A 23,549-nucleotide genomic window follows, 5' to 3' on the forward strand; every position below is an offset into this window, starting at 1 on the left:
AAGATCAAAAAGATCAAAAAGAAGATTAATAAAATCAAGGAAATGAAGCTGATTCTTCATTTCCTTTTTTAATTAATTTCTTAAGCCTGATAGAGTTTTAAAGCAACTTCGGCCAGACGTTTACCCTGTACTTCACACAAAATTTTCTCATCCTGGCTTAAGCCTTGGTCATGTCGTGGGCCACTAACATGACTTGCGCCATAAGGCGTGCCACCACTTTTAGTATTAGACAAAGCTGGTGTCGCATTGCTTAATCCCATGATCATCATGCCATGATGAAACAATGGCGGTAGCATCGTCAGTAAAGTACTTTCCTGTCCGCCATGCATTGAGCCTGACGCGGTAAAAACACAGGCTGGCTTACCATGCAAAGCACCATTCAGCCATAAACTGGTGGTCTGATCCCAGAAGTATTTCATTTCTGAAGCCATATTCCCAAAGCGGGTAGGTGAACCTAATGCCAAAGCAGCACACTGGGCAAGATCATCTAAAGTACAGTAGATATCACCTTCTGCCGGAATGCTTGGTTCTGCTTCTTTCACCACCGTCGCAATATTCGGAACAGTACGAATTTTTACAGCCATCCCTGCTGCTTCAACACCATTCGCAATCAGATGCGCCATTTCTTTGGTTGAGCCATATTTGCTGTAATATAAAACAAGGACATAAGGTTGCATAAAGTTCTTATTCATTACTTAAAAAAATAAAACTATACGGTATTTCGCAACTTTTTTGGGTAAGCTGAAGAATGAAAATTCATGATGAATAAAAAAATTGAGATTTAAAGCGCATGATCGTTGAATATTTAAAGAAGTTACCTTTTTATGAAAAACACTGGTTTCAATTTATTTTATTTGTACTACGGCGTTTTGAGACTGACCGTTGTCGTGAGCAGGCCGGTTCCCTGACCTATACCACCCTGTTTGCTGTAGTTCCGATGCTGACCGTTTTTTTGGTCATTATCTCTTCAATCAAAGCATTGGAACCGGCAAGACAACAGCTCCAACAACTGATCTATAGTAACTTTCTACCTAAAACGACCATCGCCTTTGATAAAGCGCTCAATGCCTTCACGGAGAAGTCCAGCAATTTAACTATTATCGGTATTCTTTTCTTATTCATTACCACAGTACTGATGCTCAGTAGCATCGAAACGGTCTTTAATCGGATCTGGCGTGTGACTGAAACCCGCGGTGGCATTATCGGTTTTATGCGTTACTGGACTATTATTTCACTCGGTCCAATTTTGCTGGGCAGCGCCTTTGTGATTTCTTCTACTTTGGCTTCCATGAATATTCTCAGTAACAACTTTGCCGGTTATGAACTGGATGGCGCCTTTATTCTCTGGGTAATTTCCTTTTCTCTGACCGTGCTTGGCTTTTTTATTCTGAACTGGACTATTCCCAATCGGAGTGTACCGCTCAAGTCTGCTTTTATTGCCGGCCTGTTTAGTGCCATCGTATTTGAGCTATTAAAAAACCTGTTTGGCTTTTTGATGTCAAACTTTACCAGTTATGAAATTGTTTACGGCGCTTTCGCAGCAGTTCCTATTTTCCTGCTCTGGATTTACCTGTCCTGGATTATTGTATTGTTGGGCGTGGAAATCAGTTATGCCCTGACTGCATTCGAATCTGGACAGGACAATAAGCGTCATCCGATCGTCATGTTGCTGGATCTATTAGAACTGTTTTATAAAAAGCAGAAAACTGGTGAAAGTGTCAGTGAAGCACAGGCACTGGAAGTTTTGGGACGGGATGAAATTGGACGCTGGCCTAGCTATGTCAGCATGTTTGAAAAACAGAATCTGATTAAACGTACAGATGACAATGAATATGTGCTGGTACGCGATCTGGATCAGGTCAGCTTCTGGAATTTTTATCTACAGCTTCCTTATCCATTGCCGCGCAAACAGCATCTGACTGATGTACATACCGACGATCTCTGGATGCAAAAATTCTCACCCAAATTGAATGAAACTGATCAGTTTCTGGAAGAAAAACTCAATTTTCCATTATCAGAGCTGTTCCGCAGTAAATAAATTCAATCCTCTCTTTTGAGAGGATTTTTTTAAGTAGATTGATTTGATTTTCAGCGGATAATCGTCCTTGCTGTTATTAAAGCTATACTTATCCAAAAACCAGGTGTCGTTATTTTCATTGACCATCTTTTTATATAGATGCCTGAGTCTTGATCTGAGGCTCAGGCTTCTTTAACCATCCTTGTAAACTCACCAGAATCACGCCCAGCATTACCATACAGGTCCCTACAATAAAACTGATCTCGACATGCTCATTTAGAATTAACACGCCAAACAGCATGCCAAATACTGGTGTTAAAAAGGAAAACACCCCTAAACGTGAAGCCAGGTAGTGTTTTAGCATCCAGAACCAGATCAGATAACTGGCAAAGGAAATCACCACCGTATGAAAAATCAGGCTGGAAATCGACAAAGTTGTCCATTGAATACTGGCTTGCCCAGTCAAAAAGGACAAAGGCAACAATACCATGCCAGCGATCAGCAATTGATAGAATAAAGTTTGGGTTGCAGGCGCTTCAGCCAGCGAGCTCAAACGTACACTTACGGTCGTGGCTGCCCAGAATACACCAGCCAGCAATGCCAGAAAATCCCCCCATAAGGCATGAGATTGCAGAGCAGATCCTGTCTGGGGACGCAGCAGGAAACTCACTACAATACCGCTAAAGGCAAGAAAAATTCCGCTCCATTGTACATGAGACAAACGTTCCGCCGGCAGTTTCCAGTGCAAGCCTAAAGCCACAAAAATCGGTGCGGTATAAAGCAAGACAATGGTATGCGAAGCTGAGGTATAACGCAGCGCCTCACCCACCAGATAAAATTCAGCGGCAAACAGCACACCCACCAGTAAACCCGCAGACAAGTATCGTGCACTCCAAAGCTGACGGCGTACACTCTGCTGAATTAAAGGATAAACCATAAGTGCAGATAAGGCTGAACGTAATGCAATTTGCATCAGGGCAGAAATATCACTGGCCGCCCATTTCAGTACGACCTGCTGCAAACCCCACAACATACATAGTACAAACATAATGGCAGATGCTTTAACATCTAGTGCCTGACGATGATTCAAATATATTCCTGTTCTTGATTGGAGCAGCTACACAATAAAATTTTCAGAAGTAGAAGATATACTTCAAAATAGACACACGATAGGGTGATTCAGGCAAAAAGAGTGATGCATAAAAAACGATTTAGACGTTATCCAATTTATATCTAGAGACTGAATGGCAACCGTGCCTGATCAGTCTGATAAATTATCCCTTGCTCATTCACTTTTACAAACAAAATAAAGGAGCCCTCTGGCTCCTTGATCTTAAAAATCCGGTCTTACTTTACGAATGTCGTCCAGACATAATCCTGATTTTGGCCTTTTAGGGTCATTTTCAATTGATCACCAGATTGCAAGGCAGCCACCCCTGCTGGTGTACCGGTCATGACCACATCACCTGCTTCCAATGTAAATACCTGACTAATGTCTGCCAGCAAAGTTGCAATATCAAAAATTAATAGAGCTGTATCGCCTTTTTGACACAGCTCATCATTGATCTCCAGCGTATAGTGCACATCTTTCCAGTCAGCAATCACATCGCCTACCGGTATCCAGTCTGCAAGTACACAAGAACCATCAAAAGCTTTGGCTCGTTCCCAAGGTTGACCTTTTTTCTTTAGGTCATCCTGCAGATCACGTAAGGTCAGATCCAGACCTAAAGTCACAGCGCCAATTGCCTGCAAAACTTTGGCAGGATCATTTTCCTTGCTTAAGGTACAGTCAATACGCAAACTTAGTTCACACTCATAATGACAGTTGCCCCAGTCCGGATTCCATTCAATACCAGCATCCAGTGATGTTAAAGTACTCGGCGGCTTGATAAACAGCACAGGACGATCAGGTACCGCATTTCCAAGCTCTTTGGCATGGTCAGCATAACTGCGGCCGACACAAACAATTTTCGATGGACGTATACTCATGATCTCTTTCCTGTTCTTGATCTGTCTTATTTCTTGAAGGTATTTTCGAAAATGCTTTGCTCAGTACCATCTTTAAAGGCACGTTTTGGCACAATCACCACTGTACGGTTTTTCAGTTCCAGCATATAGGTTAGCTTGCCGATGGCAAAACTTTGTACTTCATTATAATGCACGACCTTGCTACGCCCGTTATTGAAAATTTCTGCATAGTCCTGAAACAGGTCAATGCCCTGTTCACTTTTTCCAAACTGATATTTTACAAACTGGCGCTTAAACATCATCGGCAGAAACCAGTAGCGCATGATACCCTGCAGAATCAGGAAGAAGGCACCCAAAGCCACATAATAACGACCAACCCCATTCAGGCCCATAGAAAAGCCCCAGATAATAATCCCGATGCTGACCAAAGGCGTCAGAAAGCGTGAAATCTGTTTTTTACCAAAAGTGGCCAGGGCAAATCCATCCTGAGATTCTTCTAGAGTGAGATAATAACGGGTGGATAAAGTCGGTGCTGACTCAGTCATAGCATTACATCAAAAATATAAAATCCTGACCCATACTATATCAAAATATGCTTAAAACTCATGGCTTATGCTATCAATTACATAACTTTGCTTTGGAAATAACTAAATTTAGTTTTAAATAAATCATCATTAAAACAAAAAACACACAATAGGATATTGGATGAAAGGATTGATCCCCTATTTGCTGATGAGTAGCACCTTATTTGCAATCTCACCGGCTTTCGCAAAAATAACGCCATGGATCCCTAATCTGCCAAGCAGTCTTGATGTATTTCAAGGCAATTCTCAGCAACTGGCCGAACTCACTGGCGAGCGTATCCTGATTTATGCGCATCCTGCCAGCAAAACCCATCTACCGACTTTTAAAATGGCTTCTAGTAGCAAATCCCAGTTTTATAGTGCGGCTGTAGTCTTGCCTGCATCCGAAGCACAAGTCGAAAAATTACTGCAACATTATCCGAATTATGTCGGCCTGTTTCCGACCCTGAAATCCGCCAAAGTGATTGAACAGCAAGGTAGCATTCAACAAGTCGAATATCAGGTGCATATTCCTACCCCAATTCCAGTCTTAAATTTTAAAGAAACTGTGGTGATGCAGCATCATCTGGAAAATAACAGTATCAGCACACTGATTCTGGATGCGCCAATTCCCTATGGGGCCGGAAAGCTGGAATGGTTTGCACTGAGTCCCAATAAAACCTTAGTGACGGTGACGCAATGGGGCGATCTGAACCAGCCACAAGGTTTTCTGTTTAGCAAGATTCTAAATGCCCTGCCTGAAGCCAAACTTGGTATTCCCGCCGGCACCAATGCCTTTCTGCTTGAAGCTTTACAACAGCGTTTTAAATATCCTGCTGCCATAGCTTTAAATACGGCAGTGCCTCAAGTTCAACTCAGCAATCAACAAACTCAGAAAATTGCCCAGCTCAGTCAGAAATCAGGACAGCCAGTCAGCTTTATTTTGCCCAATTATCAGGTCAAGGCCGGTAAAGATTCAGAAAATCTAAGATTCAGTACCACCTATCAATATTTCTCGCATCCGACTGAGAAGCTGCAGCCCTGGTTATCGGCTCAGGCCAGCCAGAAACTCTTTCCACGACAAATCAAAAAAGTGGAACTGAATCTAGTCAACCCGCAAAGTATTGATGCTAACTACAAGGTATCAGTCGGCTTGGGCGTCATTCAGATTCCCTTTAATTTTAAAATGCGTTTTGAACAGCCAAATACCTTACAAAACCAGTTCTATGCCAATGGCGGAGATTTAAAATTTGTACGAGGTGGAATGAAGCTTTTGCCTCAATCTCAGGGAACGCTATTCCAGATTACCAGTTCCATGAAAATTCATGATCAGGCGCCTTTTTTACTGAAAGCCATGCGCAGCCTTCCCTATCATGACATGTTGCCGGCTGTTGGTGGCAATACGGTCTACGCCTTGAAGATACAGCAGAAATTGAAATCTTAAGTTCATTTCTAATTATTGGTTTTTTATATGAAAAATTAAAAAACTACAGACGTAAAAAAACCGCATCAATGTGCGGTTTTTTCAGAATTCTTTATCAAGATTGGTGCGCTCAGAGAGATTCGAACTCCCGACCCCTTAGTTCGTAGCCAAGTGCTCTATCCAGCTGAGCTATGAGCGCGACGTCTTGATGAGGTGCATTATATAGAGTTTTCAGCACTTGTTAAGTGTTTTTTAATAAAATCATAACCGAACGTACAGTAATTAAACGATACTGCAATATTTCAGTTTTTTTGATGAAAATTCCTGCGGATTTAGAGTTAAAAACAATAACTCAGACTTGGCAAATTCTAGAATCGACCAAATTGATTTTTAATTGCCTCATATTCATTTGTTCACAGCCTAATGGAGCTACTCCCCAACCAGACCAGTTTTAACCTCGCCTGCCCACTGATAACAGCTCAATACCACGCCATTTGAGGTAACTTGATGATCTGTCAGTGTAAATGCTGCTGGCATAGAGTCTTCAGCAAATAGACGTTTTCCTTTGCCCAATATTACAGGAAAGGTCATTAGATAGAGTTCATCCACAAGATCATGCTTAAAAAGTGCCTGTGCCACTGCGGCACTGCCATACACCCGGATATTTCCCTCCCCTGAAGCCTTCAGGTTAACGATTTCATCAATACTTTTTAGAAAGATCGTATTTTGCCAGTCCGAGTGATCCAAACTGGTGGATAGCACATATTTATTTACTTCATTAATTCCTGGCCAGTCTTCAGCATGCTTCGGCCAGTAAGGTCCAAAAATCTGAAAGGTATTCTTACCAATCAAAATATCGGTAGACTACATCCATTTTTGCATGATGTGATCAAATGCTGAATCGGGTTCAGCACTAAAATACGGCGCCACCCAGCCACCATATTGAAAGCCACCCGATGTATCTTCTTCCGGACCGCCGGGTGCCTGCATTACACCGTCTAGAGTCAGAAATTCCTGGACAATGATTTTTCTCATCACGCTGCCCTTATTATTATTGAGTCATCTAGGATTTATTTTTAGCATGTGTTTGAGGCGGATTCTGTAAATTTTAGGCACAAAAAAACCGCAACATGTGCGGTTCATTGTTCAAGTTGGTGCGCTCAGAGAGATTCGAACTCCCGACCCCTTAGTTCGTAGCCAAGTGCTCTATCCAGCTGAGCTATGAGCGCGTAACTTGTGTCGTCTTTATTAGACTACGTTATTTTCCGGTTTACTTATTGGTGCGCTCAGAGAGATTCGAACTCCCGACCCCTTAGTTCGTAGCCAAGTGCTCTATCCAGCTGAGCTATGAGCGCGACATAAGTAAAATGGCGGTGAGAGAGGGATTCGAACCCTCGATACAGTTACCCGTATGCGTCCTTAGCAGGGACGTGGTTTCAGCCACTCACCCATCTCACCGTAACGTGCCGCCATAATACAAATTTCGGCATAGCACTGCAAGCACAGCTTGAAAAAAAACTGCATATTTTTGCTCGTTTAAATACTTTTTAAACAATTTCCCTGTTTTTAGTCATTTAAGTCCTGAAAAACCCGATAATTTTCCAGTTATCTAAAATTAGCCAAAAATTGAAAACTTAAACAGATTATTGCAATCATTTACGTGCAGTCTGCACTAACATGACTTATGCTAAACCTATCTCCAAGGACACTTTAAAGATATGATGAAAAATTGGGTCGATCCTGAAGCAAAAGCTGAAGCCGAACGTTATGACAACCCTATTCCAAGCCGTACCCTGATTCTCGAAACTATAGAAGAAAAAACTGCCCTGTCCCATGCCGACCTGGTGGAATATTTTGAAATTGCCGATCAAAAAAGTATTGATGCTCTGAGCCATCGTCTGATTGCGATGGTACGTGACGGGCAATTGATGAAAGACGGTTACAAGTTCCAGATTGCGGCGGAACAGCCTGAGCATGAAGCAACGGTATATATCAACTCCAAGGGAAGCGGCACAGCCAATATTTCAGGTGAAGATGACCTGCTTTTACCTGAGCGTGAATTGCGTCAGGTCTTTAACGGTGACCGTGTCAAAGTCCGCCAGACCTCAGTAGACCGCAAAGGCAAGGCTTGGGGCTTTATTACCGAGGTCTTGCAGCACCGCGTCAAACAGATCATTGGTAAAGTGTCTGAATATGAAGGTGAATACTTTGTTCAGCCAGCCAATCCAAATGCACATCAGCCTATTACTCTAGAAAAAGAGCTGATCGAGCATGCCAAGGTCAAAGTCGGCGATTCGATCCGCGTGGCGATTGATACCTACCCAACCAAAGAAGAATTTGCGACTGGTCATATTGTGCAGTCGATGGCAGACAAAGCCGATACCGAAATCATCATTCCACAGACGATTCTGGAATATGGCCTGCCATATGAATTCCCGGAAGAAGTCTTGAAAGAAGCGGAAAGTTTTAAAGAGCCTTCTGCCAAAGATCGTGACGGCCGTGTCGATCTACGTGATTTAGCGCTTGTCACTATTGATGGTGAAGATGCACGTGACTTTGATGATGCAGTCTATGCAGAAAAACGTCCGGGCGGTGGCTATCGTGTGGTCGTTGCAATTGCTGATGTGAGTCATTATGTACGTCCGGGCAAACCATTGGATGATGAAGCTCAAGAACGTGGAACATCCGTGTATTTCCCACACTTCGTTTTACCAATGTTGCCTGAAGCACTCTCTAATGGCCTGTGTTCATTAAATCCGAATGTCGATCGTCTGTGCATGGTCTGTGACCTGAAACTGTCACGTGCTGGCCGAGTGACCGGGTATGAATTCTATCCTTCGGTGATGCATTCCAAAGCACGTCTGACTTATGACCAGGTCGCGAAGTATTTTGAAGGTGACAGTACAGCGATTACTGAAGATCGTAGTGTACGTAAATCACTGAATACACTGTTCCAGTTGTATCAGATTCTAAAAGGCTTACGTGCTGAACGTAATGCAATGGAATTCGAAACCATTGAAACCTATATGACTTTCGATGAGCTGGGTGGTATTAATGAAATTCTGCCACGTACCCGTAATGATGCGCATAAGCTGATTGAAGAATGTATGTTGCTGGCCAACGTTGCAGCAGCTGAATATGCATTGGAAAATGAAATACCGATACTGTACCGGGTGCATCAACCACCTGAGTTTTCGCGTATCCAGAAAGTTCGTGATTTCGTGAAACTGCTGGGTCTGCCATTCCCGGAACAGCCAACCCAGGCCGATTATCAGGCAGTCATTGAAGCGACCAAAGACCGGATTGATGCGCCAAGTATTCATGCCGTATTATTACGCTCCATGATGCAGGCCTATTACGGTGCCGACAATGCTGGTCATTTTGGTCTGGCTTATGAAGCGTATACGCACTTCACCTCTCCAATTCGCCGTTACCCAGATCTGTTATTACATCGTGCTATCAAAGCCCATCTGAGTAAAAAGCCATATCCAATTTCAGGTGCCTCTTTAGATGATGCCGGTGAGCATTTCTCAGCAACAGAACGCCGTGCTGATGAAGCCTCCCGCTCTGTAACGACCTGGCTGAAATGTCACTATATGCAGCAGCATTTAGGTGAAGAGTTTGTTGGCATTATCAGTGCAACGGCTGAATTTGGTTTATTTGTCACGCTGAAAGACCTCTATGTCGATGGTATGGTGCATGTCAGCCAGTTGAGCGATGACTTCTTTGTCTTTGATCAAAGCAGCCAGAGTCTGGTCGGCCAGAACCGTGGTCAGATCTTTGGTTTGGGCGATGAAGTGAAGATCAAGGTCGCTGGAGTCAATCTGGAAGAACGTAAAATTGACTTTGAACTGATCCAGCAACTGACTCATGCGGGTCGTCCAATTCGCGCCCGTGCTCCACGTGTCGCAGAAAAAAAACCTGCACCACGTCTGGAAGCAAAAGAGGAAGTCTTCAATAATCATGAGCGTACGCAAAAAGCCCAGCCCAGTGATGATGGAGAACAGCCCATACGACGCAAAAAAGACAAATTCAAGCCCAGTTCCTACAGTAAAAAACCTGCTAAAAAATCTGCAGGAAAGTCTGAAGCAAAGGTTAAAGATAAAGTAAAGAAAAAAGCCAAGATCAAAAAGAAAAAGTCGAATGCAAAAGCCAAGACTGAATAATGTTTGATGATCATAAAAAGAGCGCTACAGCGCTCTTTTTATTTTATAATTCAGTTAAATAAAGATTAAAAAAATATCATGCTTATTGCATCAAATAATAAACAACATTTGCATATCTATGCGATTCTGATTTTTACAATTTTGATCTTCAGTGACTTTTTTGCACTCAAGTATTTTAATTTCGTAGCAACACCACTTATGAATTATTTTGCATTGATTATAAGCTGTGTCATATGTATTGGAATATTAGACTTCTTGCGTTAGTTAAAATTTAAACAGCCTAAAGCTACAATTTATAAGGTTTTAGCCAATTCAAAAATTAGGTAAAACGATACTTTCGCAAGAGGTCTATTGTTGTATTTTTTAAGACTCAAACAGCATGGTTTATGGTTTCCACCTTATCATTGGCGTAATTTCAGAAAGCGCCCCAAATTTTATAGTCTTTTTATCTTTCCTTCGGTCATGATCTCAGCACTTTGGATTAATTTGACCACGTATCCACCCTATCTTTATACGAAGCTAAAAGGCGAAACTAACAGTATTTCAATTACTACTCAGGCTGTGAAATTCAAAGGTGTTCGAAATCATATCTCCCATTCCTTTGATACAGAATATAGACATTTACCAGTTATGGAGTTATCTGCTTCTGAGTTTCTGCTTTATCAAAATAAATCCGTTGAACTACAGTTTAAGCTTACAACAAGTACTTTGGGCAGCATTGTGCATGAGATTGAACGAATCAAGATCCAGCCTAAAATCGAATAATTAATACCGTCGTATGCTTGATTTCCCTGCCAATAAGCCCTACATCTAGATTTAACATAGGAAATGACTTCGGCAGAAACGACATGACATTAGAAAAAGCAACTTTACCCGTTCCACAATTCGATCAGATTACGCTGGCAGACCTTAAGCAAAAAATTGAAAACTGCATTCAGCAAGGTTTGCAATTTCTAAATGAACTGACCCAGACACCTGATACTGTCCAGGAACAACTTGCGGTCCTAAAACAGGTTGATACGCTAGAAAATAATATGAGCGAGTCCTGGGGCGTTTTGTCGCATCTGAACGCAGTCATGAATAATAGTGAAACCCGTGATGTCTATCAGGCATTATTACCGGGTCTAAGTGATTACTATACCCAGCTAGGTCAGCATACGGCCCTGTATCAAACCTATCAACATGTACAGGATGCACCAGTTTTTAATGAATTACCGGAAGCTCAGCAAAGTGCAATTAAACTGGCGCTACGTGACTTTAAATTGTCAGGCGTAGCACTAGAGGGTGAAGCAAAAAAACGCTATGCAGAAATTTCTGCACGTTTATCACAACTTTCCTCAGATTTCTCCAATCATGTACTGGATGCAACTCAAGCCTATTTCAGACCGCTTAAGGAAGAAGAATTAGCGGGGCTGTCTGAAAGTAATATTGAACTGTTAAAACAATATGGCCAGCAACGTGAACTGGATCAGCCGGTTGCTACATTAGACTTCCCGTCTTATCTAGCAATTATGACTCATGCCGAAGATCGTGGCCTGCGTGAAGAACTCTATAAAGCCTATACCACGCGCGCGTCAGATCAGTCCGAACAGACTGAATTTGACAATACTGCCATCATGGAAGAGATCCTGAAACTACGTCAGGAAATGGCAGCGCTATTAGGCTTTAATAACTATGCCGAATATTCACTGGCCAGCAAAATGGCACCAAATGTCGAAGCTGTGGATGAATTCCTGCGTGATCTGGCAGAACATGCCCGTGCGCCTGCTGAACAGGAAGTGGCTGAACTGAAAGCCATCGCTGCTGAAGATGGTATTACTGAATTAAAGCCTTGGGACAGCAGTTACTATTCTGAAAAGCTGAAAATGCAGCAGTTTAATCTGTCTCAGGAATCACTCAAACCCTACTTTCCAGCTCCAAAAATCTTGCAAGGTCTGTTCAGTATCCTGAAACGTTTATATGACATTCAGGTGATTGAACGTGAAGCGCCAGTTTGGCATCCAGATGCACGTTATTTTGAACTGGAAGACCAAGGCGAAGTGATTGGCGGTTTCTATTTTGACCTCTATGCGCGTCAGGGCAAACGTGGCGGTGCCTGGATGAGCGGCTTCCGGTCACGCATGCAAATTGCTGAAGGTCTGCAAAAACCGATCTGCTATATGGTGGCAAACTTTACTCCACCAGTCGGTAACCGCCCTGCACTACTGACTCATGATGAAGTGATTACCCTGTTCCATGAGTTTGGTCACGGTCTGCATCATATGCTGACAGAAGTGGACAATATTGCTGTGGCTGGTACACACGGCGTGGATTGGGATGCTGTTGAGCTACCAAGCCAGTTTATGGAATTCTGGGCTTGGGATCAGGACAGTTTAAACCTGCTTAGCGAACATATCGAAACCAAGGAAGTCTTACCTGCTGACTTGTTAAAAGCCTTACTGGATGCTCGCTTCTTCCAGTCCGGTATGCAAACTTTGCGTCAGCTGGAATTTGCTTTATTCGATCTGACCATTCACCGTGCCAATCCGGCATTGAATGCTGAACAGATTCAGACAACCTTGAACGAAATTCGTGAGCAATACGCAGTTTTACCCACTACAGCATATAACCGGTTCCAGCACAGCTTCAGTCATATCTTCGCGGGTGGATATGCAGCGGGCTATTATTCTTATAAATGGGCAGAAGTTTTGGCCAGTGATGCCTTCGATCGCTTCGAAGAAGAAGGAATTTTTAACACTGAAACCGGAAAGCAGTTTAGACAAAAAATTCTAGCAGTTGGCGGAAAAGACACAGCACTTGACGCATTTATCAATTTCCGCGGACGCGAGCCAAAAATAGATGCTTTGTTACGTCATCAAGGTTGGACGAACCGCTCTAAAAACGCTTAAACTACGTTTTTAAGTAAATCACAGGGTGAGTATGATGGCTATCAAACGTCGTTTCATTGCAGGCGCAAAATGTCCTAAATGTCAGGCGTTAGATCGGATCGTTATGCTGACCTCTGGTGAAGCTGAATGGATTGAATGTATCGAATGTGGGTATGAAGAAAACCGTCCTACCCATATCGAGGAACCTGAGTCACCAGCCGTTCCGGATGAAATTGGTGTGATTCAGTTTAAACCCCGTCAGCCAAAAGAATAATTTCGGGAACCTAAATGACTCTAGATCATCGACAAAATCCTAAACTTTTATGGGGAATAGTGAGCGGATTAATTGTTGTGATTATTGCCGTTTTAATAATTACACAGTTTTTTCTCACACAAAATGAAACATTACCGGCACATCAGGGTGACTTGATGCATGCACCGGTGACACAAGCCGCACCTAAAGCAGAAGCTGAACTGGAAGAAATTGTGCCTACTTCTGAAAATGTCTTGGTCGATGCCTCTATTATAAGAGAAGAAGTCACTGAAAATGCCACTTTGGCGAAAGAAGAAATTGCCAAACTGGAAGATATCCAGCAACAGCTCAATGAGCAGGAAAAAAGCCTGAAGCAACAGCATAGTGATGCGGATGAGCTGATTAAACTCAAAGAGGAACAAATCAAGTTACTCGAAGCACAACTGGCACAATAGTCAGAATGAGTTAGGGATTTTCAGCTAGAATATCCACAGATTTTCTAGCTAAGTTCCCCCATGAGTGTAGCCTCTCCCTCGCATCTGGTTAAGGCAATTGTCTTTCTGACCTGTTCCGCTTTTCTGTTTTCAGTCATGGGCGTCTGTATCCGCTTCGCCTCACACACGGTTGACAATGCCACGGTGGTATTTTTCCGGAATTTTGTCGGCCTGTTTATCTTTCTGCCATTAATCTTTAATAAAGGCATTAGCTTTTTTAAAACTGAAAAACTCTGGATGCACACCTGGCGTTCTGTCGCAGGTCTGACAGCGATGTATGGCTTTTTCTATGCCATTGCACATTTAAAGCTCTCCAATGCCATGGTCTTCACCTATTCCTCACCGATTTTTATTCCACTGATTGCCTGGCTGTTTCTAAAAGAAAAAGTCACTCAAAGCATGTTACTGGCTGCTGCGATCGGTTTTATTGGCGTGTTGTGCGTGGCTAAGCCTGATTCCGGTTTATTTAACCTGATGTCTGTGATTGGCTTGAGTGCCAGCTTCCTGGCTGCTATGGCTTTTGTCACGGTTCGCGCACTAACTCAGACCGAACCACCAGAACGGATTGTGTTTTATTTCTGTCTGATCGGCACCCTGATTTCCATGGTTCCAATGTTCTTGCATTGGCGTCCTTATACTCTGACTGAACTCGGTTATTTAATTGCAGCCGGTTTATTGGCAAATACCAGCCAGTTATTTCTATCCAATGCTTATAAACTGGCACCTGCTGGTCAGATTGGGCCAGTGAACTATATTGCGATTTTTTTTGCTGGCTTATGGGGTTTTATATTCTGGCAGGAAGTTCCGGATCTCTATAGTCTGCTCGGACTAGGGCTGATTTTTTGTGGGATTTTACTGTGTAGTCCTGCTTTACAAAATAAGCTTAGGCTGCGTTAAGGCCACAATAAAAAAAGCACCCGAAAGTGCTTTTTTTAATTTGCTTAAATTACTGATACCAGCCGAAGAGTTTAAATACATAAGGTACATAGGCAATGATCAGCATCGCTGGCAGTAACACGATCATCGGTAAAATCCAGCGCTCGTAACGGTAATAGAAGGACTTATGTCGAACTTCTGCATCCGCCTCGGCCACCTCCGCATCACCAATGGATTGCCTTGCTAACAGATGGTTCAGGGCAACTGGTGGTGTCACATAACCCAGCTCGAAACCAATCAAGGTAATCATCCAGAAGTGCACCGGATGAATTCCATACTGATAGGCGACTGGTGCAACCGTTGCTGAAATCAGGATCACAGCACCGAACGGATCCATGATCATGCCAACAAATACCATCAGACCGACAATCATGGAAATCACCAGAATGGTACTGCTGATATCTGTCGGGAACGCTTCCATAATTTCCATACGTTCCAGCAGGCCACCCACACTGACAGACAGTGCCATCAGGATCACCAGCGCACCAATGTGTCCAACCGTTTCACTGGTCGAAATGTGTAATGATTTCCAGAAGCCGACTTGACGCAAGCTTTCACCAACAGTCGAACGTTTTACACCATGGTCTACAGCCAGCTCACTGCCCTGCTGCTCAATATGCTCTGCTTCACGATATTCAGCATTCATGGCTGTACCCGCGGTCGCCATTGCAGGCGTATTTGCTGAACCTAAGGTGGTAGTTAAGGTTTCATCCCAATGTCCCATTGGCGGTAATGGTGCAGGCTCATGACGTAACTTATCAAATAGCACGATCACCAACAGAATGACTGGCATCATGACAGGTGCCGTAAATTCATTCAGATCTGTAGACAAGGCATATTTGTAGAACAGCCAGATCAGGATGAAAATCACGATATAAGGAATCACGTTTACAAAGGCACGTGCAGACTGTGGTGCAGCCAGACCAGGCGCAGCAATACGGAATTTGCTTTCAGCAAAGAATAGCGAAATGATCAAGAACAATGTTGAACTGAGCAGGAAGACATAGACACCGTAGTGATACAACATATCTGTCGTCACTTCCTTGTTCAGTGAAGCTACCACAACAATTAATAGACATGGACGTAATACCACACCGAGTGAACCCGACATGGCGGTTGCTGCCAAGGCAAACTGACGGCGACCACCGGCATTCCAGACTTCCTTATAAATGATCGCACCTGCAGCAATCACGAAAATTCCAGATGCACCGGTATAAGCGGTTGGTAATGCAGCTGCCAGCAGGATTAACCAGGTCAAGGTTTCTGGAGCCAGATTCCATGGACGCAGGATATTCAGGAACATGTCTACGACACGGGTTTGTTTCAGCAACATACCGGCCCAGATAAATAAGGCCAGATTCAGGAAGATGCTCGAAAATTCAACCAGTTGCCCCAGATAGATGCCCTGACCCATCGGGTAATCCATCAAGAAGACAAAGTTAAACCCGGTACTGATAGCCATATAGGCATACAGTGGGATGCTTAAGAAAGCCAGTCCGAAACTACCCCCTTCTCGGGTCGCCTGAGGTGGCTTAATGACTTGGTACAAACTGATCAGGGTCAATGTTCCAAAGAGAATCATCCATAGCCAATAGACATACTTCATGTCTCCCATCGGCACCCCGGAATTCAGCACCGACATATATTGGCTATAGGAAGAATAGACTAGGAAACTGTTCGCGATCAGCATCGCCACGGAATAGACTTTAAAATCGATACGGGTGGCTGGGCTACGTAGACCGATATGATGGGTTTTTAATGTCGCACTGATTGCAGCAAATACCACCATGATAATCAACAGTAAGGCACGGTTTTCAGTCCCAAACTTGAAAATGCCAAAGAATGAGGTTTCAAAACTGCGATAAGCGCGAATACTTGGATGCGCTTCAATATGCGTCATCGCCTTGTCATAGAACTGGTAGGACTCTTCACAGACCTGTTGTGCCTGCATAACTGCAGCTCGCACATCCGCTTCAGAACGTACACCGAAGAAATCGGCATATTCATCGGCGGCATCTGCTTTCATCTGCTCCTGAACTTTTTGATCGACATTAATATTACGATCACATTGTGGTGCTTTCGGTTCAGCACGCAAAAACGAATATTGCATGCCTGTCGCCGGATCACCATACAGACGCTCGCCCATACGCAGTAACTGACCATGAATCATTTCCCCGGTTCCAATCATTAAGGTCAGTAAGAGCAAGATGAGCACGACAAAGGTCGAGATCCACTCTGTCCAGATATAACGTAACAGATCTAATCCTGATCTGTTTGGATTATCGTTGTGCATGTATTTTCCTATTCTTATATTCGCGCCTTACATTCTTTTAAGCGCTGGTCTTCCTGTCTGCCCCGAAAATTCCTTTACAAGGGTCAGTATCATTATTTTCTGTTTTGACTCTGCATGAAAATCAGCAGAATAAAAATGACAATTTATCTTTTCTTTTTGTCTTTTCTGCCAACAGTTTCAGCTATCCCCAACATAGTTACCCAAGATATAGAGCAATGCGACTATCACTCCCCAGATCACCCCTAACAAATGCGCTTCGACCAGTACCGGACTGCCAATAAGTTGTGCAGTCTCCTGATTTCCAATGGTATTTTCCCAAATTAGTTTGGCAAAGATTAAAAATAATACCAGTACGGCAAATCCACGTTCACGTTGATAAAGCAGATGCACACAGGCGACTGCGACATAGGCCCCATGTAATACCCCGGATAGTCCTGCATATGCTTCAATATTTGGCAGGAAAAAATAAAAACTCAGGCTGATCAACGGTGGCAGAATCAAAAGAATTGAGACGAAATGCCACACAGATGCACGGGGAAAAATGAAAGGTAGACAGATAAAGGCAAGAATATTCAGAAAATAATGGGCCCAGCCGACATGCACCCAGTGCGCAGTCCAGAGCCGCCAGAATTCCCCGAGCAGGCTTTCCTGCCAGTAGATGAAAGCATCGTTAAAGATTTGCAAACTCGCTGAAAGAGAGACAAAAGCCGCCAGAAAAATAATTTTTCGTCGAAGATGTTGATCTTGCATCGGCTCCTTGAACTCCTTTCAGCATATTGAAAATGACCTCTATGAGCATCATTCGCTTAATTTTTCATTAAATTATAGGTCAGCGCTAAACAGATCATCCAGTTCTGAAGAATTATCTGTTTCATCCCAGAAGGTCTGCATGCCATCATCTGCACTACGAATACCGGTATTTTCAGTCCAGTAACGGTCAGAAATACCATTCACCATAATGGCAGCCATACTGTCGATCAGCTTGAACTGAGGATTGACCGGCTTCTCATCACTACGTGCCTGATCAAAGGTTCTTAACGCGTCACGAATTTTGGCATCATCCCCACTGGCCTGTGCGGCTACAGCATATAAGGCATGTGATAAACGTACACCTTTTTGCTCACCAATTTGTACTGACTGTTTCAGAGTTTGGTAAGGATCAGGTTTCCCATCACCTGCCCCTGGCAATAAAGTCCAGATCACAGCACGGGTTGCATTTGGCGCGCCCCAGAATTTGGTATTATCCAGACAGGTCATGCCACGCTCAACTACAGCCGCAATATCTTTGGGTACTTGTACGACCCCACCAGAATTAATGTCATTGGTCATGGCTTGCAAGCCACTCAGCATGCCCAGCAGATAAACTGTCTGTTCAATATCACTGTTCATGCGTGGACAGCCTTCACCCAGCGCTTTTTTATATTTTTTCTCATAACGAGTCTGGAATAACTGATAACCCGTGTACTGGCGTTGTGCAGCCAATGCAGCCCAGCGTTTCTGCTCAATCCGCGCATCCTGAGCTTCAGTCACCTGGTTGACTTTAGAAGCACGCAGATACCGTAGCTCTGCATCCAGCGCTTTCTGCTCGGCACAAATTCCGGCTGCAGAATACATCAGTACTGCGACACGAGTCGGATCAGCCCCCATTTCTTTAGTCGACATGATGGCCGGTGTTAAAGAATTCCCGGAATTACACACCATCTCGGCATCATCCATCGCCAGAATTGGTGGAACAATATGCTTTTCAGTGAAACCCAACGCCACATTGGCACCGGTTTTAATGACCTGAGAACATCCTGTTAGAACTGTTGTTGTTATTGCAATGGTCGCCATACCTTGGCATATTTTTCGGACGCTCGACATTTTCCTGTCCTCTATAATTGTGATTATGTCCATTATTCTGCTAAACATATCAGAAGCATATAACGAATAAAAGAGTATTTACTCTAATTTAGACCAGACACTTTGCCATTAAATCGCCCAGCTGCAATTGACTGTAGTAGATAAAATCCCAAATTTTGGGCAAAAAAAAAAGTAGCATTGCGACGGTTCAGCACATGCTACTTATCAACTTGGCAAGCCGAGAATAAAATAGGCTCTCGAGCTTAATTCTGTTATTTAGGTGAAAATCTGTCCTTCAGCACCGTTCCCAGCCGTCCTATGACCAGGGCCATCACAATCGCAACGATCAAAAACATCCACATTGGAAATTCCATCATGATCTCCTGTGTTCGCTGTTGGTGAGTTAAATGTACCTGCTTATAAAAAAAGCAGCCGAAAAATTGTCATACAATTCATTGTTTTTGCAGAGAAATATGATTTTTTGTCTGACAATTCAAGCGGGGTTAGCGGATAAATCTTTATTTTTAATCAATTTATTTAAAATTTCGGAATATCAGTTGTCTGACAATTAAATTATTTTTGTCAGAACTTTCAAAGACTTCCATTGTTTAAAAGGCAACTGGTCACACCAGATGAGCAATGGACGTGCTTTTGCATGCTGGAAATACACCACGATATAAGCTTGGTGATCAATCACGTGACTGATCAATACTCGCCGTGTGCCTTGTGCAGCTGCAGTCAGTGACCATTCACGTCCATCCAGATATTCAAACTGCTCAATGTGCGGTGTCTTACGATAAAACAACTGGTAGATGACCAGACCGATGACGCCACAAACCAGCCACATTATTACAGGTAATAACTGATACAGCAAGAACATCAATACAGCGAAAATAAAAAGCTGAAACACCAGCGCACACTTACTGCGTTTCAGCCTGAAACAGCGATTATCCATGAACGTAAAATTTAAGCTTCTTGATAAAATCTTTTAATTCAGGGCGTGGGGGTTCTGACACTTCCATAAACCAGTCCAGCAGGTCCGGATCTTCCTGTGCAACCAGCTCAGCAAACATCTGTTTTTCGAAGGGATCAGCATTGAGATAATAGTTTTTCACGTAGGGATCAAAATATACATCGATCTCTTTCAAGCCACGACGCGCGCGATAAATCACTTTGCGCTCTTCTAAGGTGATGTCATCAGTCATCGAATTTTCCCAACTCGTTACAAACCTGAGTAGTTTACCTTAAGCCATTGCTGAATTTCGAGGTATTTCATACAAATGACCAAAAGCATCAGTAGATTCCCCAGATTTGAACATTCAGCTCATTGCTCCCTCGTCTGCTCTATCTTAAGTTAAATAAAACATCACAATAAGGGAATTATAAGATGCATTCGAGCGCGATCCGTCCATTGGCCAGCATGCTGCCACGTCAACTTTTCAATGATGAACATGAAGCCTTTCGGGAGACGGTCCGTAAATTTTATGAAAAGGAAGTGACTCCTCATACAGAAAAATATGAACAGCAACAGCATATCGATCGTGAGCTCTGGAATAAAGCCGGTGAACTTGGCCTTCTCTGTGCCACGATGCCTGAAGCTTATGGCGGTTCAGGGGTGGATCGTTTATACAGCATGATCCTGATCGAAGAACAGGCCTATGCAGGCGACTCTGCGACAGGATTTTCATTGCACTCCGATATCGTGGCCAACTATATTCTGAACTTTTGCAATGAAACACAAAAGCAGCAATGGCTCCCGAAAATGGCAACAGGTGAAGTGGTCACGGCAATTGCGATGACGGAGCCCAGAACTGGCTCAGACCTGCAGGCAATACGCACCAGTGCGGTATTAGAGGATGATGAGTATGTGATTAATGGATCTAAAATTTTCATTACCAATGGATATCTTTGTGATATGGCAATTGTGGTATGTAAGACGGGTCATAGCGAGAAAGGCTCTGCCAACCTTTCCTTAATTATGGTCGAAGCAGATCGTGCAGGATTTAGTAAAGGTAAGCCCTTAAATAAAATCGGCATGAAAGGTCAGGATACCTGTGAACTGTTCTTTGACAATGTCCGTGTGCCTAAAAAAAACCTGCTAGGTCAGAAAGACATGGGTTTTATGATGCTGATGAAAGAACTGGCTTGGGAACGGTTAATTGTGGCCATCATATGTCAGGCAGGGGCAGAAGCGGCATTCGCACATACAGTGAAATACACCAAAGAACGTCAAGCCTTTGGCAAACCGATCAGCGCTTTTCAAAATACCCGTTTTAAACTGGCAGAACTGCGTACCGAAATTGAAATTTGTCGGGCTTATCTGGACCGTTGTATGCAACTACAGCTTACTCAGGAATTAGGAATTGATGCTGCCGCAGCTGCTAAATACAAAATTTCTGAACTGTATAGCAAAGTGGTTGATGAATGCCTGCAACTGCATGGCGGTTATGGCTATATACTGGAATATCCGATTGCACGAGCGTATCTGGATAATCGCGCGAACCGCATTTATGCAGGAACCAATGAAATCATGAAGGAACTGATTTCCAGATCACTGTAATTTGAAATATGAAAAAGGAGTACATCAGGTACTCCTTTTATCTATATCTACACACTTAAGACACCAATCTTGGCTTGGCTGGCACGGCACTGGATTTCAATTTGAATTTCAATACTCCATCTTCAAAAGATGCTGTTTTCAGCTCTTTACGATCCGCCAGATAATTATTGGATACTTTCCAAGGCGCATGCTTACCCTGTTTCGGCATCACATCCGCTGCACGGGCAATATAGCCTGAAGTCAGACTTCCCATCACCGTATCTTCAAGTAATTCGGTAGCATCCCCTTCTGGAATCACTTCATCATAACCATGCTGATCCATATAATTGAGCAGACGGCAGATATATTCTGCGGCAATGTCCACTTTCAAGGTCCAGGAAGCATTGATATAGCCAATAATCAGCGCCATATTTGGCACATCACTGACCATCACCCCCTGATACAGCATATGCTTCGACGTATCCAAAGGCTTGCCGTCCATCGTGGCCTGAATACCACCCAGAATCTGAATATTTAAACCAGTAGCAGACACAATAATATCCGCATCCAGATGTTTACCTGATTTCAGCTGAATCCCAGTTTCAGTAAATTTCTCGATATGATCTGTTTCTACAGATGCATGACCTTCACGCAGGATTTTGAATAAATCCCCATCTGGCACTACACATAGGCGCTGATCCCAAGGCTCATAATTCGGGGTAAAGTGTTTCATGTCCACTTTACCTTTAAGTTGGAACTTTACCGCATTTAAAAGCAGCTTTTTAAGCAATTTCGGCTGTTTTTGTGCCAGCGCATAAATCCCGCGCTGCATACCAATGTTTCGTGCACGGGTAAGCTTATAAGCCATATCTTCAGACAGATATTTACGCATCTTGTCATAGACCATATCAATGGATGGTACCGAAGCAATATAAGTCGGTGAACGCTGCAACATAGTCACATGACCTGCTCCACCTTTGACCATCGCTGGAACTAACGTAATAGCAGTTGCACCACTACCAATAATTACCACTTTTTTACCGCTATAATCGAAGTTCTCCGGCCAATGTTGCGGATGAATAAAAGTTCCTTTAAATGCATCCTGATTTGGAAATTCTGGTTGAAAACCTTGGTCATAATTATAATAACCAGTACAACCTAAAACAAAATTCGCTACCCAGGTTTCAGTCTTACCTTGAGCATTTTCGATTTTCACTGACCATTTGTTCGTATGCGTATCATAATTAGCATTTAAAACACGGTGCTGATAGTGAATTCTGGATTCAAGTTGGCATTCTTCTACTACTTCAGACAGATAGTTTTTAATTGATGCACCGTCAGCCAACACACTGGCTTTTTTCCAAGGTTTAAAATTAAAGCCAAAAGTCGACATATCAGAATCTGAACGGATGCCTGGATATTTAAATAAATCCCAGGTACCACCTACGCTTTCCCGACGTTCAATAATTTCAAAAGAACGCTTCGGACAATTTTTAGAGATATGTGCTGCTAAACCTATTCCTGAGATACCTGCACCCACAATTAAGATATCAACCTGTTTTTCCATATTCTTCTTTTAACCCAAGTTTGTCATTTATTTTATTAAAGCACAAAACTGACAATACTCCATGTCAAGTTTGTGTGTTTGCCCTATTTTTTTTATCTTTTGGGGACATTTTTATAGCTAAACCGATAATCAATTTATAAAAAGATAAATTTTAGGCATTAAAAAAGGCCGGTTTATTCAACCGACCTTTTCGAACAACGTTTGCTGCTCTACACGAAATTAGTTAACTTCGCGATCTACTAGCTCAACGTAAGCCATCGGTGCAGCATCACCTGCACGGAAGCCCGCTTTAAGAACACGTAGATAACCGCCGTTACGCTCTTTGTAACGAGGGCCAAGAACGGTAAATAATTTACCAACAGTTGCAGCTGAACGAGTACGAGCAAACGCCAAACGACGGTTTGCTACTGTATCGACTTTAGCTAAAGTGATTAAAGGCTCAGCAACACGACGTAATTCTTTTGCTTTAGGCACAGTTGTTTTGATCAACTCGTGCTCGAACAAAGAGTTAGCCATGTTTTGGAACATCGCTTTACGATGACTGCTTGTACGGCCTAATTTCACACCACTATTACGATGACGCATGGTGATAGTCCTACTTAATTAACGGCTACGATAGGC

At 43.1% G+C, this 23,549-nt stretch carries 19 protein-coding genes, 4 tRNA genes and 1 pseudogene; 8 read left to right on the plus strand and 16 right to left on the minus strand.

Going from position 1 to position 23,549, the window contains the following annotated elements:
• Positions 1-80: 80 nt before the first annotated feature.
• Entirely contained in the window at positions 81-677 is a 597-nt protein-coding gene (gene wrbA, locus B3143_RS13105; protein WP_166135591.1) for an NAD(P)H:quinone oxidoreductase, read from the minus strand.
• Positions 678-790: 113 nt separating this feature from the next.
• On the opposite strand from wrbA, the gene B3143_RS13110 reads away from it, so the two are divergent.
• Positions 791-2,038 carry a YihY family inner membrane protein gene (locus B3143_RS13110; protein ID WP_286740865.1) on the plus strand — a complete coding sequence of 416 codons (1,248 nt, stop codon included), beginning with the start codon at positions 791-793 and terminating at the stop codon, positions 2,036-2,038.
• 130 nt (positions 2,039-2,168) lie between these two features.
• Here the strand turns inward: B3143_RS13110 and B3143_RS13115 are convergent, their stop codons facing one another.
• From B3143_RS13115 to B3143_RS13125, 3 genes are all read right to left on the minus strand, one after another.
• Positions 2,169-3,107, minus strand: a complete 939-nt coding sequence (locus B3143_RS13115) for a DMT family transporter (protein ID WP_286740866.1) — start codon at positions 3,105-3,107, stop codon at positions 2,169-2,171.
• 257 nt (positions 3,108-3,364) lie between these two features.
• Complete coding sequence (locus B3143_RS13120; RefSeq protein WP_286740868.1) at positions 3,365-4,006, minus strand: fumarylacetoacetate hydrolase family protein; 642 nt, start codon at positions 4,004-4,006, stop codon at positions 3,365-3,367.
• Between the two features lie 26 nt (positions 4,007-4,032).
• On the minus strand, positions 4,033-4,530 hold the full coding sequence (locus B3143_RS13125) for a YcxB family protein (RefSeq protein WP_125279712.1): 498 nt from the start codon (positions 4,528-4,530) through the stop codon (positions 4,033-4,035).
• Between the two features lie 160 nt (positions 4,531-4,690).
• On the opposite strand from B3143_RS13125, the gene B3143_RS13130 reads away from it, so the two are divergent.
• The gene (locus B3143_RS13130; RefSeq protein WP_286740871.1) at positions 4,691-5,992 is read left to right on the plus strand and encodes an SRPBCC family protein; all 1,302 of its coding nucleotides are present in this window, start codon (positions 4,691-4,693) and stop codon (positions 5,990-5,992) included.
• Positions 5,993-6,093: 101 nt separating this feature from the next.
• Here the strand turns inward: B3143_RS13130 and B3143_RS13135 are convergent.
• The 5 genes and pseudogenes from B3143_RS13135 to B3143_RS13155 all read right to left on the minus strand — a co-directional run bounded on the left by B3143_RS13135 (position 6,094) and on the right by B3143_RS13155 (position 7,429).
• Positions 6,094-6,170: transfer RNA gene (locus B3143_RS13135), tRNA-Arg, on the minus strand.
• A gap of 230 nt (positions 6,171-6,400) precedes the next feature.
• Positions 6,401-7,006: pseudogene (locus B3143_RS13140) on the minus strand (dihydrofolate reductase family protein).
• A gap of 117 nt (positions 7,007-7,123) precedes the next feature.
• Positions 7,124-7,200 (minus strand) — tRNA-Arg (locus B3143_RS13145).
• A gap of 49 nt (positions 7,201-7,249) precedes the next feature.
• Positions 7,250-7,326: transfer RNA gene (locus tag B3143_RS13150), tRNA-Arg, on the minus strand.
• A gap of 13 nt (positions 7,327-7,339) precedes the next feature.
• Positions 7,340-7,429, minus strand: a tRNA-Ser gene (locus tag B3143_RS13155).
• A gap of 260 nt (positions 7,430-7,689) precedes the next feature.
• On the opposite strand from B3143_RS13155, the gene rnr reads away from it, so the two are divergent.
• The 5 genes from rnr (at position 7,690) to B3143_RS13180 (ending at position 14,648) form a co-directional block, all read left to right on the plus strand.
• On the plus strand, positions 7,690-10,137 hold the full coding sequence (gene rnr / locus B3143_RS13160; protein WP_286740873.1) for a ribonuclease R: 2,448 nt from the start codon (positions 7,690-7,692) through the stop codon (positions 10,135-10,137).
• A gap of 848 nt (positions 10,138-10,985) precedes the next feature.
• Positions 10,986-13,025: a M3 family metallopeptidase gene (locus B3143_RS13165; protein ID WP_286740876.1), complete on the plus strand. Its 2,040-nt coding sequence runs from the start codon at positions 10,986-10,988 to the stop codon at positions 13,023-13,025.
• Between the two features lie 40 nt (positions 13,026-13,065).
• Positions 13,066-13,278, plus strand: a complete 213-nt coding sequence (locus B3143_RS13170) for a YheV family putative zinc ribbon protein (protein WP_171064841.1) — start codon at positions 13,066-13,068, stop codon at positions 13,276-13,278.
• A gap of 14 nt (positions 13,279-13,292) precedes the next feature.
• On the plus strand, positions 13,293-13,712 hold the full coding sequence (locus B3143_RS13175; protein WP_208461936.1) for a hypothetical protein: 420 nt from the start codon (positions 13,293-13,295) through the stop codon (positions 13,710-13,712).
• A 60-nt stretch (positions 13,713-13,772) separates the two neighbouring features.
• A complete protein-coding gene (locus B3143_RS13180; protein WP_286740879.1) occupies positions 13,773-14,648 on the plus strand; it encodes a DMT family transporter in 876 nt (291 codons plus the stop codon).
• 49 nt (positions 14,649-14,697) lie between these two features.
• On the opposite strand, the gene B3143_RS13185 is transcribed toward B3143_RS13180, so the two are convergent.
• The 5 genes from B3143_RS13185 to B3143_RS13205 form a co-directional block, all read right to left on the minus strand.
• Positions 14,698-16,980, minus strand: coding sequence for a TRAP transporter large permease subunit (locus B3143_RS13185; RefSeq protein WP_286740882.1), 2,283 nt, complete (start codon positions 16,978-16,980; stop codon positions 14,698-14,700).
• Positions 16,981-17,157: 177 nt separating this feature from the next.
• A complete protein-coding gene (gene rrtA / locus B3143_RS13190; RefSeq protein WP_286740884.1) occupies positions 17,158-17,730 on the minus strand; it encodes a rhombosortase in 573 nt (190 codons plus the stop codon).
• A 72-nt stretch (positions 17,731-17,802) separates the two neighbouring features.
• Entirely contained in the window at positions 17,803-18,843 is a 1,041-nt protein-coding gene (locus tag B3143_RS13195; protein WP_286740886.1) for a hypothetical protein, read from the minus strand.
• Between the two features lie 547 nt (positions 18,844-19,390).
• A complete protein-coding gene (locus B3143_RS13200) occupies positions 19,391-19,777 on the minus strand; it encodes a hypothetical protein (RefSeq protein WP_286740888.1) in 387 nt (128 codons plus the stop codon).
• A complete protein-coding gene (locus B3143_RS13205; protein ID WP_005233752.1) occupies positions 19,770-20,027 on the minus strand; it encodes a succinate dehydrogenase assembly factor 2 in 258 nt (85 codons plus the stop codon). Before B3143_RS13205 ends, B3143_RS13200 begins: the two co-directional genes overlap by 8 nt.
• 182 nt (positions 20,028-20,209) lie before the next feature.
• On the opposite strand from B3143_RS13205, the gene B3143_RS13210 reads away from it, so the two are divergent.
• On the plus strand, positions 20,210-21,382 hold the full coding sequence (locus B3143_RS13210) for an acyl-CoA dehydrogenase family protein (protein WP_286740890.1): 1,173 nt from the start codon (positions 20,210-20,212) through the stop codon (positions 21,380-21,382).
• Between the two features lie 55 nt (positions 21,383-21,437).
• Here B3143_RS13210 and B3143_RS13215 read toward each other — a convergent pair whose 3' ends face one another.
• Positions 21,438-22,928 (minus strand): flavin-containing monooxygenase, encoded by a 1,491-nt coding sequence (locus tag B3143_RS13215; protein ID WP_286740892.1) that lies wholly within the window; start codon positions 22,926-22,928, stop codon positions 21,438-21,440.
• A gap of 219 nt (positions 22,929-23,147) precedes the next feature.
• Complete coding sequence (gene rplQ / locus B3143_RS13220) at positions 23,148-23,513, minus strand: 50S ribosomal protein L17 (protein WP_004786886.1); 366 nt, start codon at positions 23,511-23,513, stop codon at positions 23,148-23,150.
• Positions 23,514-23,549: the final 36 nt, after the last annotated feature.

The sequence above is a fragment of the Acinetobacter sp. UBA1496 genome (genome assembly GCF_002324975.1).
Classification (GTDB): domain Bacteria; phylum Pseudomonadota; class Gammaproteobacteria; order Pseudomonadales; family Moraxellaceae; genus Acinetobacter; species Acinetobacter variabilis.

Bases quoted from the DNA above. Each gene is read 5' to 3' on its own strand.
- B3143_RS13120 (WP_286740868.1), bottom strand. From the start codon at position 4,006: ATGAGTATACGTCCATCGAAAATTGTTTGTGTCGGCCGCAGTTATGCT.
- rrtA (WP_286740884.1), bottom strand. From the start codon at position 17,730: ATGCAAGATCAACATCTTCGACGAAAAATTATTTTTCTGGCGGCTTTT.
- rplQ (WP_004786886.1), bottom strand. From the start codon at position 23,513: ATGCGTCATCGTAATAGTGGTGTGAAATTAGGCCGTACAAGCAGTCAT.
- B3143_RS13180 (WP_286740879.1), top strand. From the start codon at position 13,773: ATGAGTGTAGCCTCTCCCTCGCATCTGGTTAAGGCAATTGTCTTTCTG.
- B3143_RS13210 (WP_286740890.1), top strand. From the start codon at position 20,210: ATGCATTCGAGCGCGATCCGTCCATTGGCCAGCATGCTGCCACGTCAA.
- B3143_RS13165 (WP_286740876.1), top strand. From the start codon at position 10,986: ATGACATTAGAAAAAGCAACTTTACCCGTTCCACAATTCGATCAGATT.
- B3143_RS13130 (WP_286740871.1), top strand. From the start codon at position 4,691: ATGAAAGGATTGATCCCCTATTTGCTGATGAGTAGCACCTTATTTGCA.
- B3143_RS13200 (WP_286740888.1), bottom strand. From the start codon at position 19,777: ATGGATAATCGCTGTTTCAGGCTGAAACGCAGTAAGTGTGCGCTGGTG.
- B3143_RS13175 (WP_208461936.1), top strand. From the start codon at position 13,293: ATGACTCTAGATCATCGACAAAATCCTAAACTTTTATGGGGAATAGTG.
- B3143_RS13110 (WP_286740865.1), top strand. From the start codon at position 791: ATGATCGTTGAATATTTAAAGAAGTTACCTTTTTATGAAAAACACTGG.
- B3143_RS13125 (WP_125279712.1), bottom strand. From the start codon at position 4,530: ATGACTGAGTCAGCACCGACTTTATCCACCCGTTATTATCTCACTCTA.
- B3143_RS13205 (WP_005233752.1), bottom strand. From the start codon at position 20,027: ATGACTGATGACATCACCTTAGAAGAGCGCAAAGTGATTTATCGCGCG.
- B3143_RS13185 (WP_286740882.1), bottom strand. From the start codon at position 16,980: ATGCACAACGATAATCCAAACAGATCAGGATTAGATCTGTTACGTTAT.
- B3143_RS13195 (WP_286740886.1), bottom strand. From the start codon at position 18,843: ATGTCGAGCGTCCGAAAAATATGCCAAGGTATGGCGACCATTGCAATA.
- wrbA (WP_166135591.1), bottom strand. From the start codon at position 677: ATGCAACCTTATGTCCTTGTTTTATATTACAGCAAATATGGCTCAACC.
- B3143_RS13215 (WP_286740892.1), bottom strand. From the start codon at position 22,928: ATGGAAAAACAGGTTGATATCTTAATTGTGGGTGCAGGTATCTCAGGA.
- rnr (WP_286740873.1), top strand. From the start codon at position 7,690: ATGATGAAAAATTGGGTCGATCCTGAAGCAAAAGCTGAAGCCGAACGT.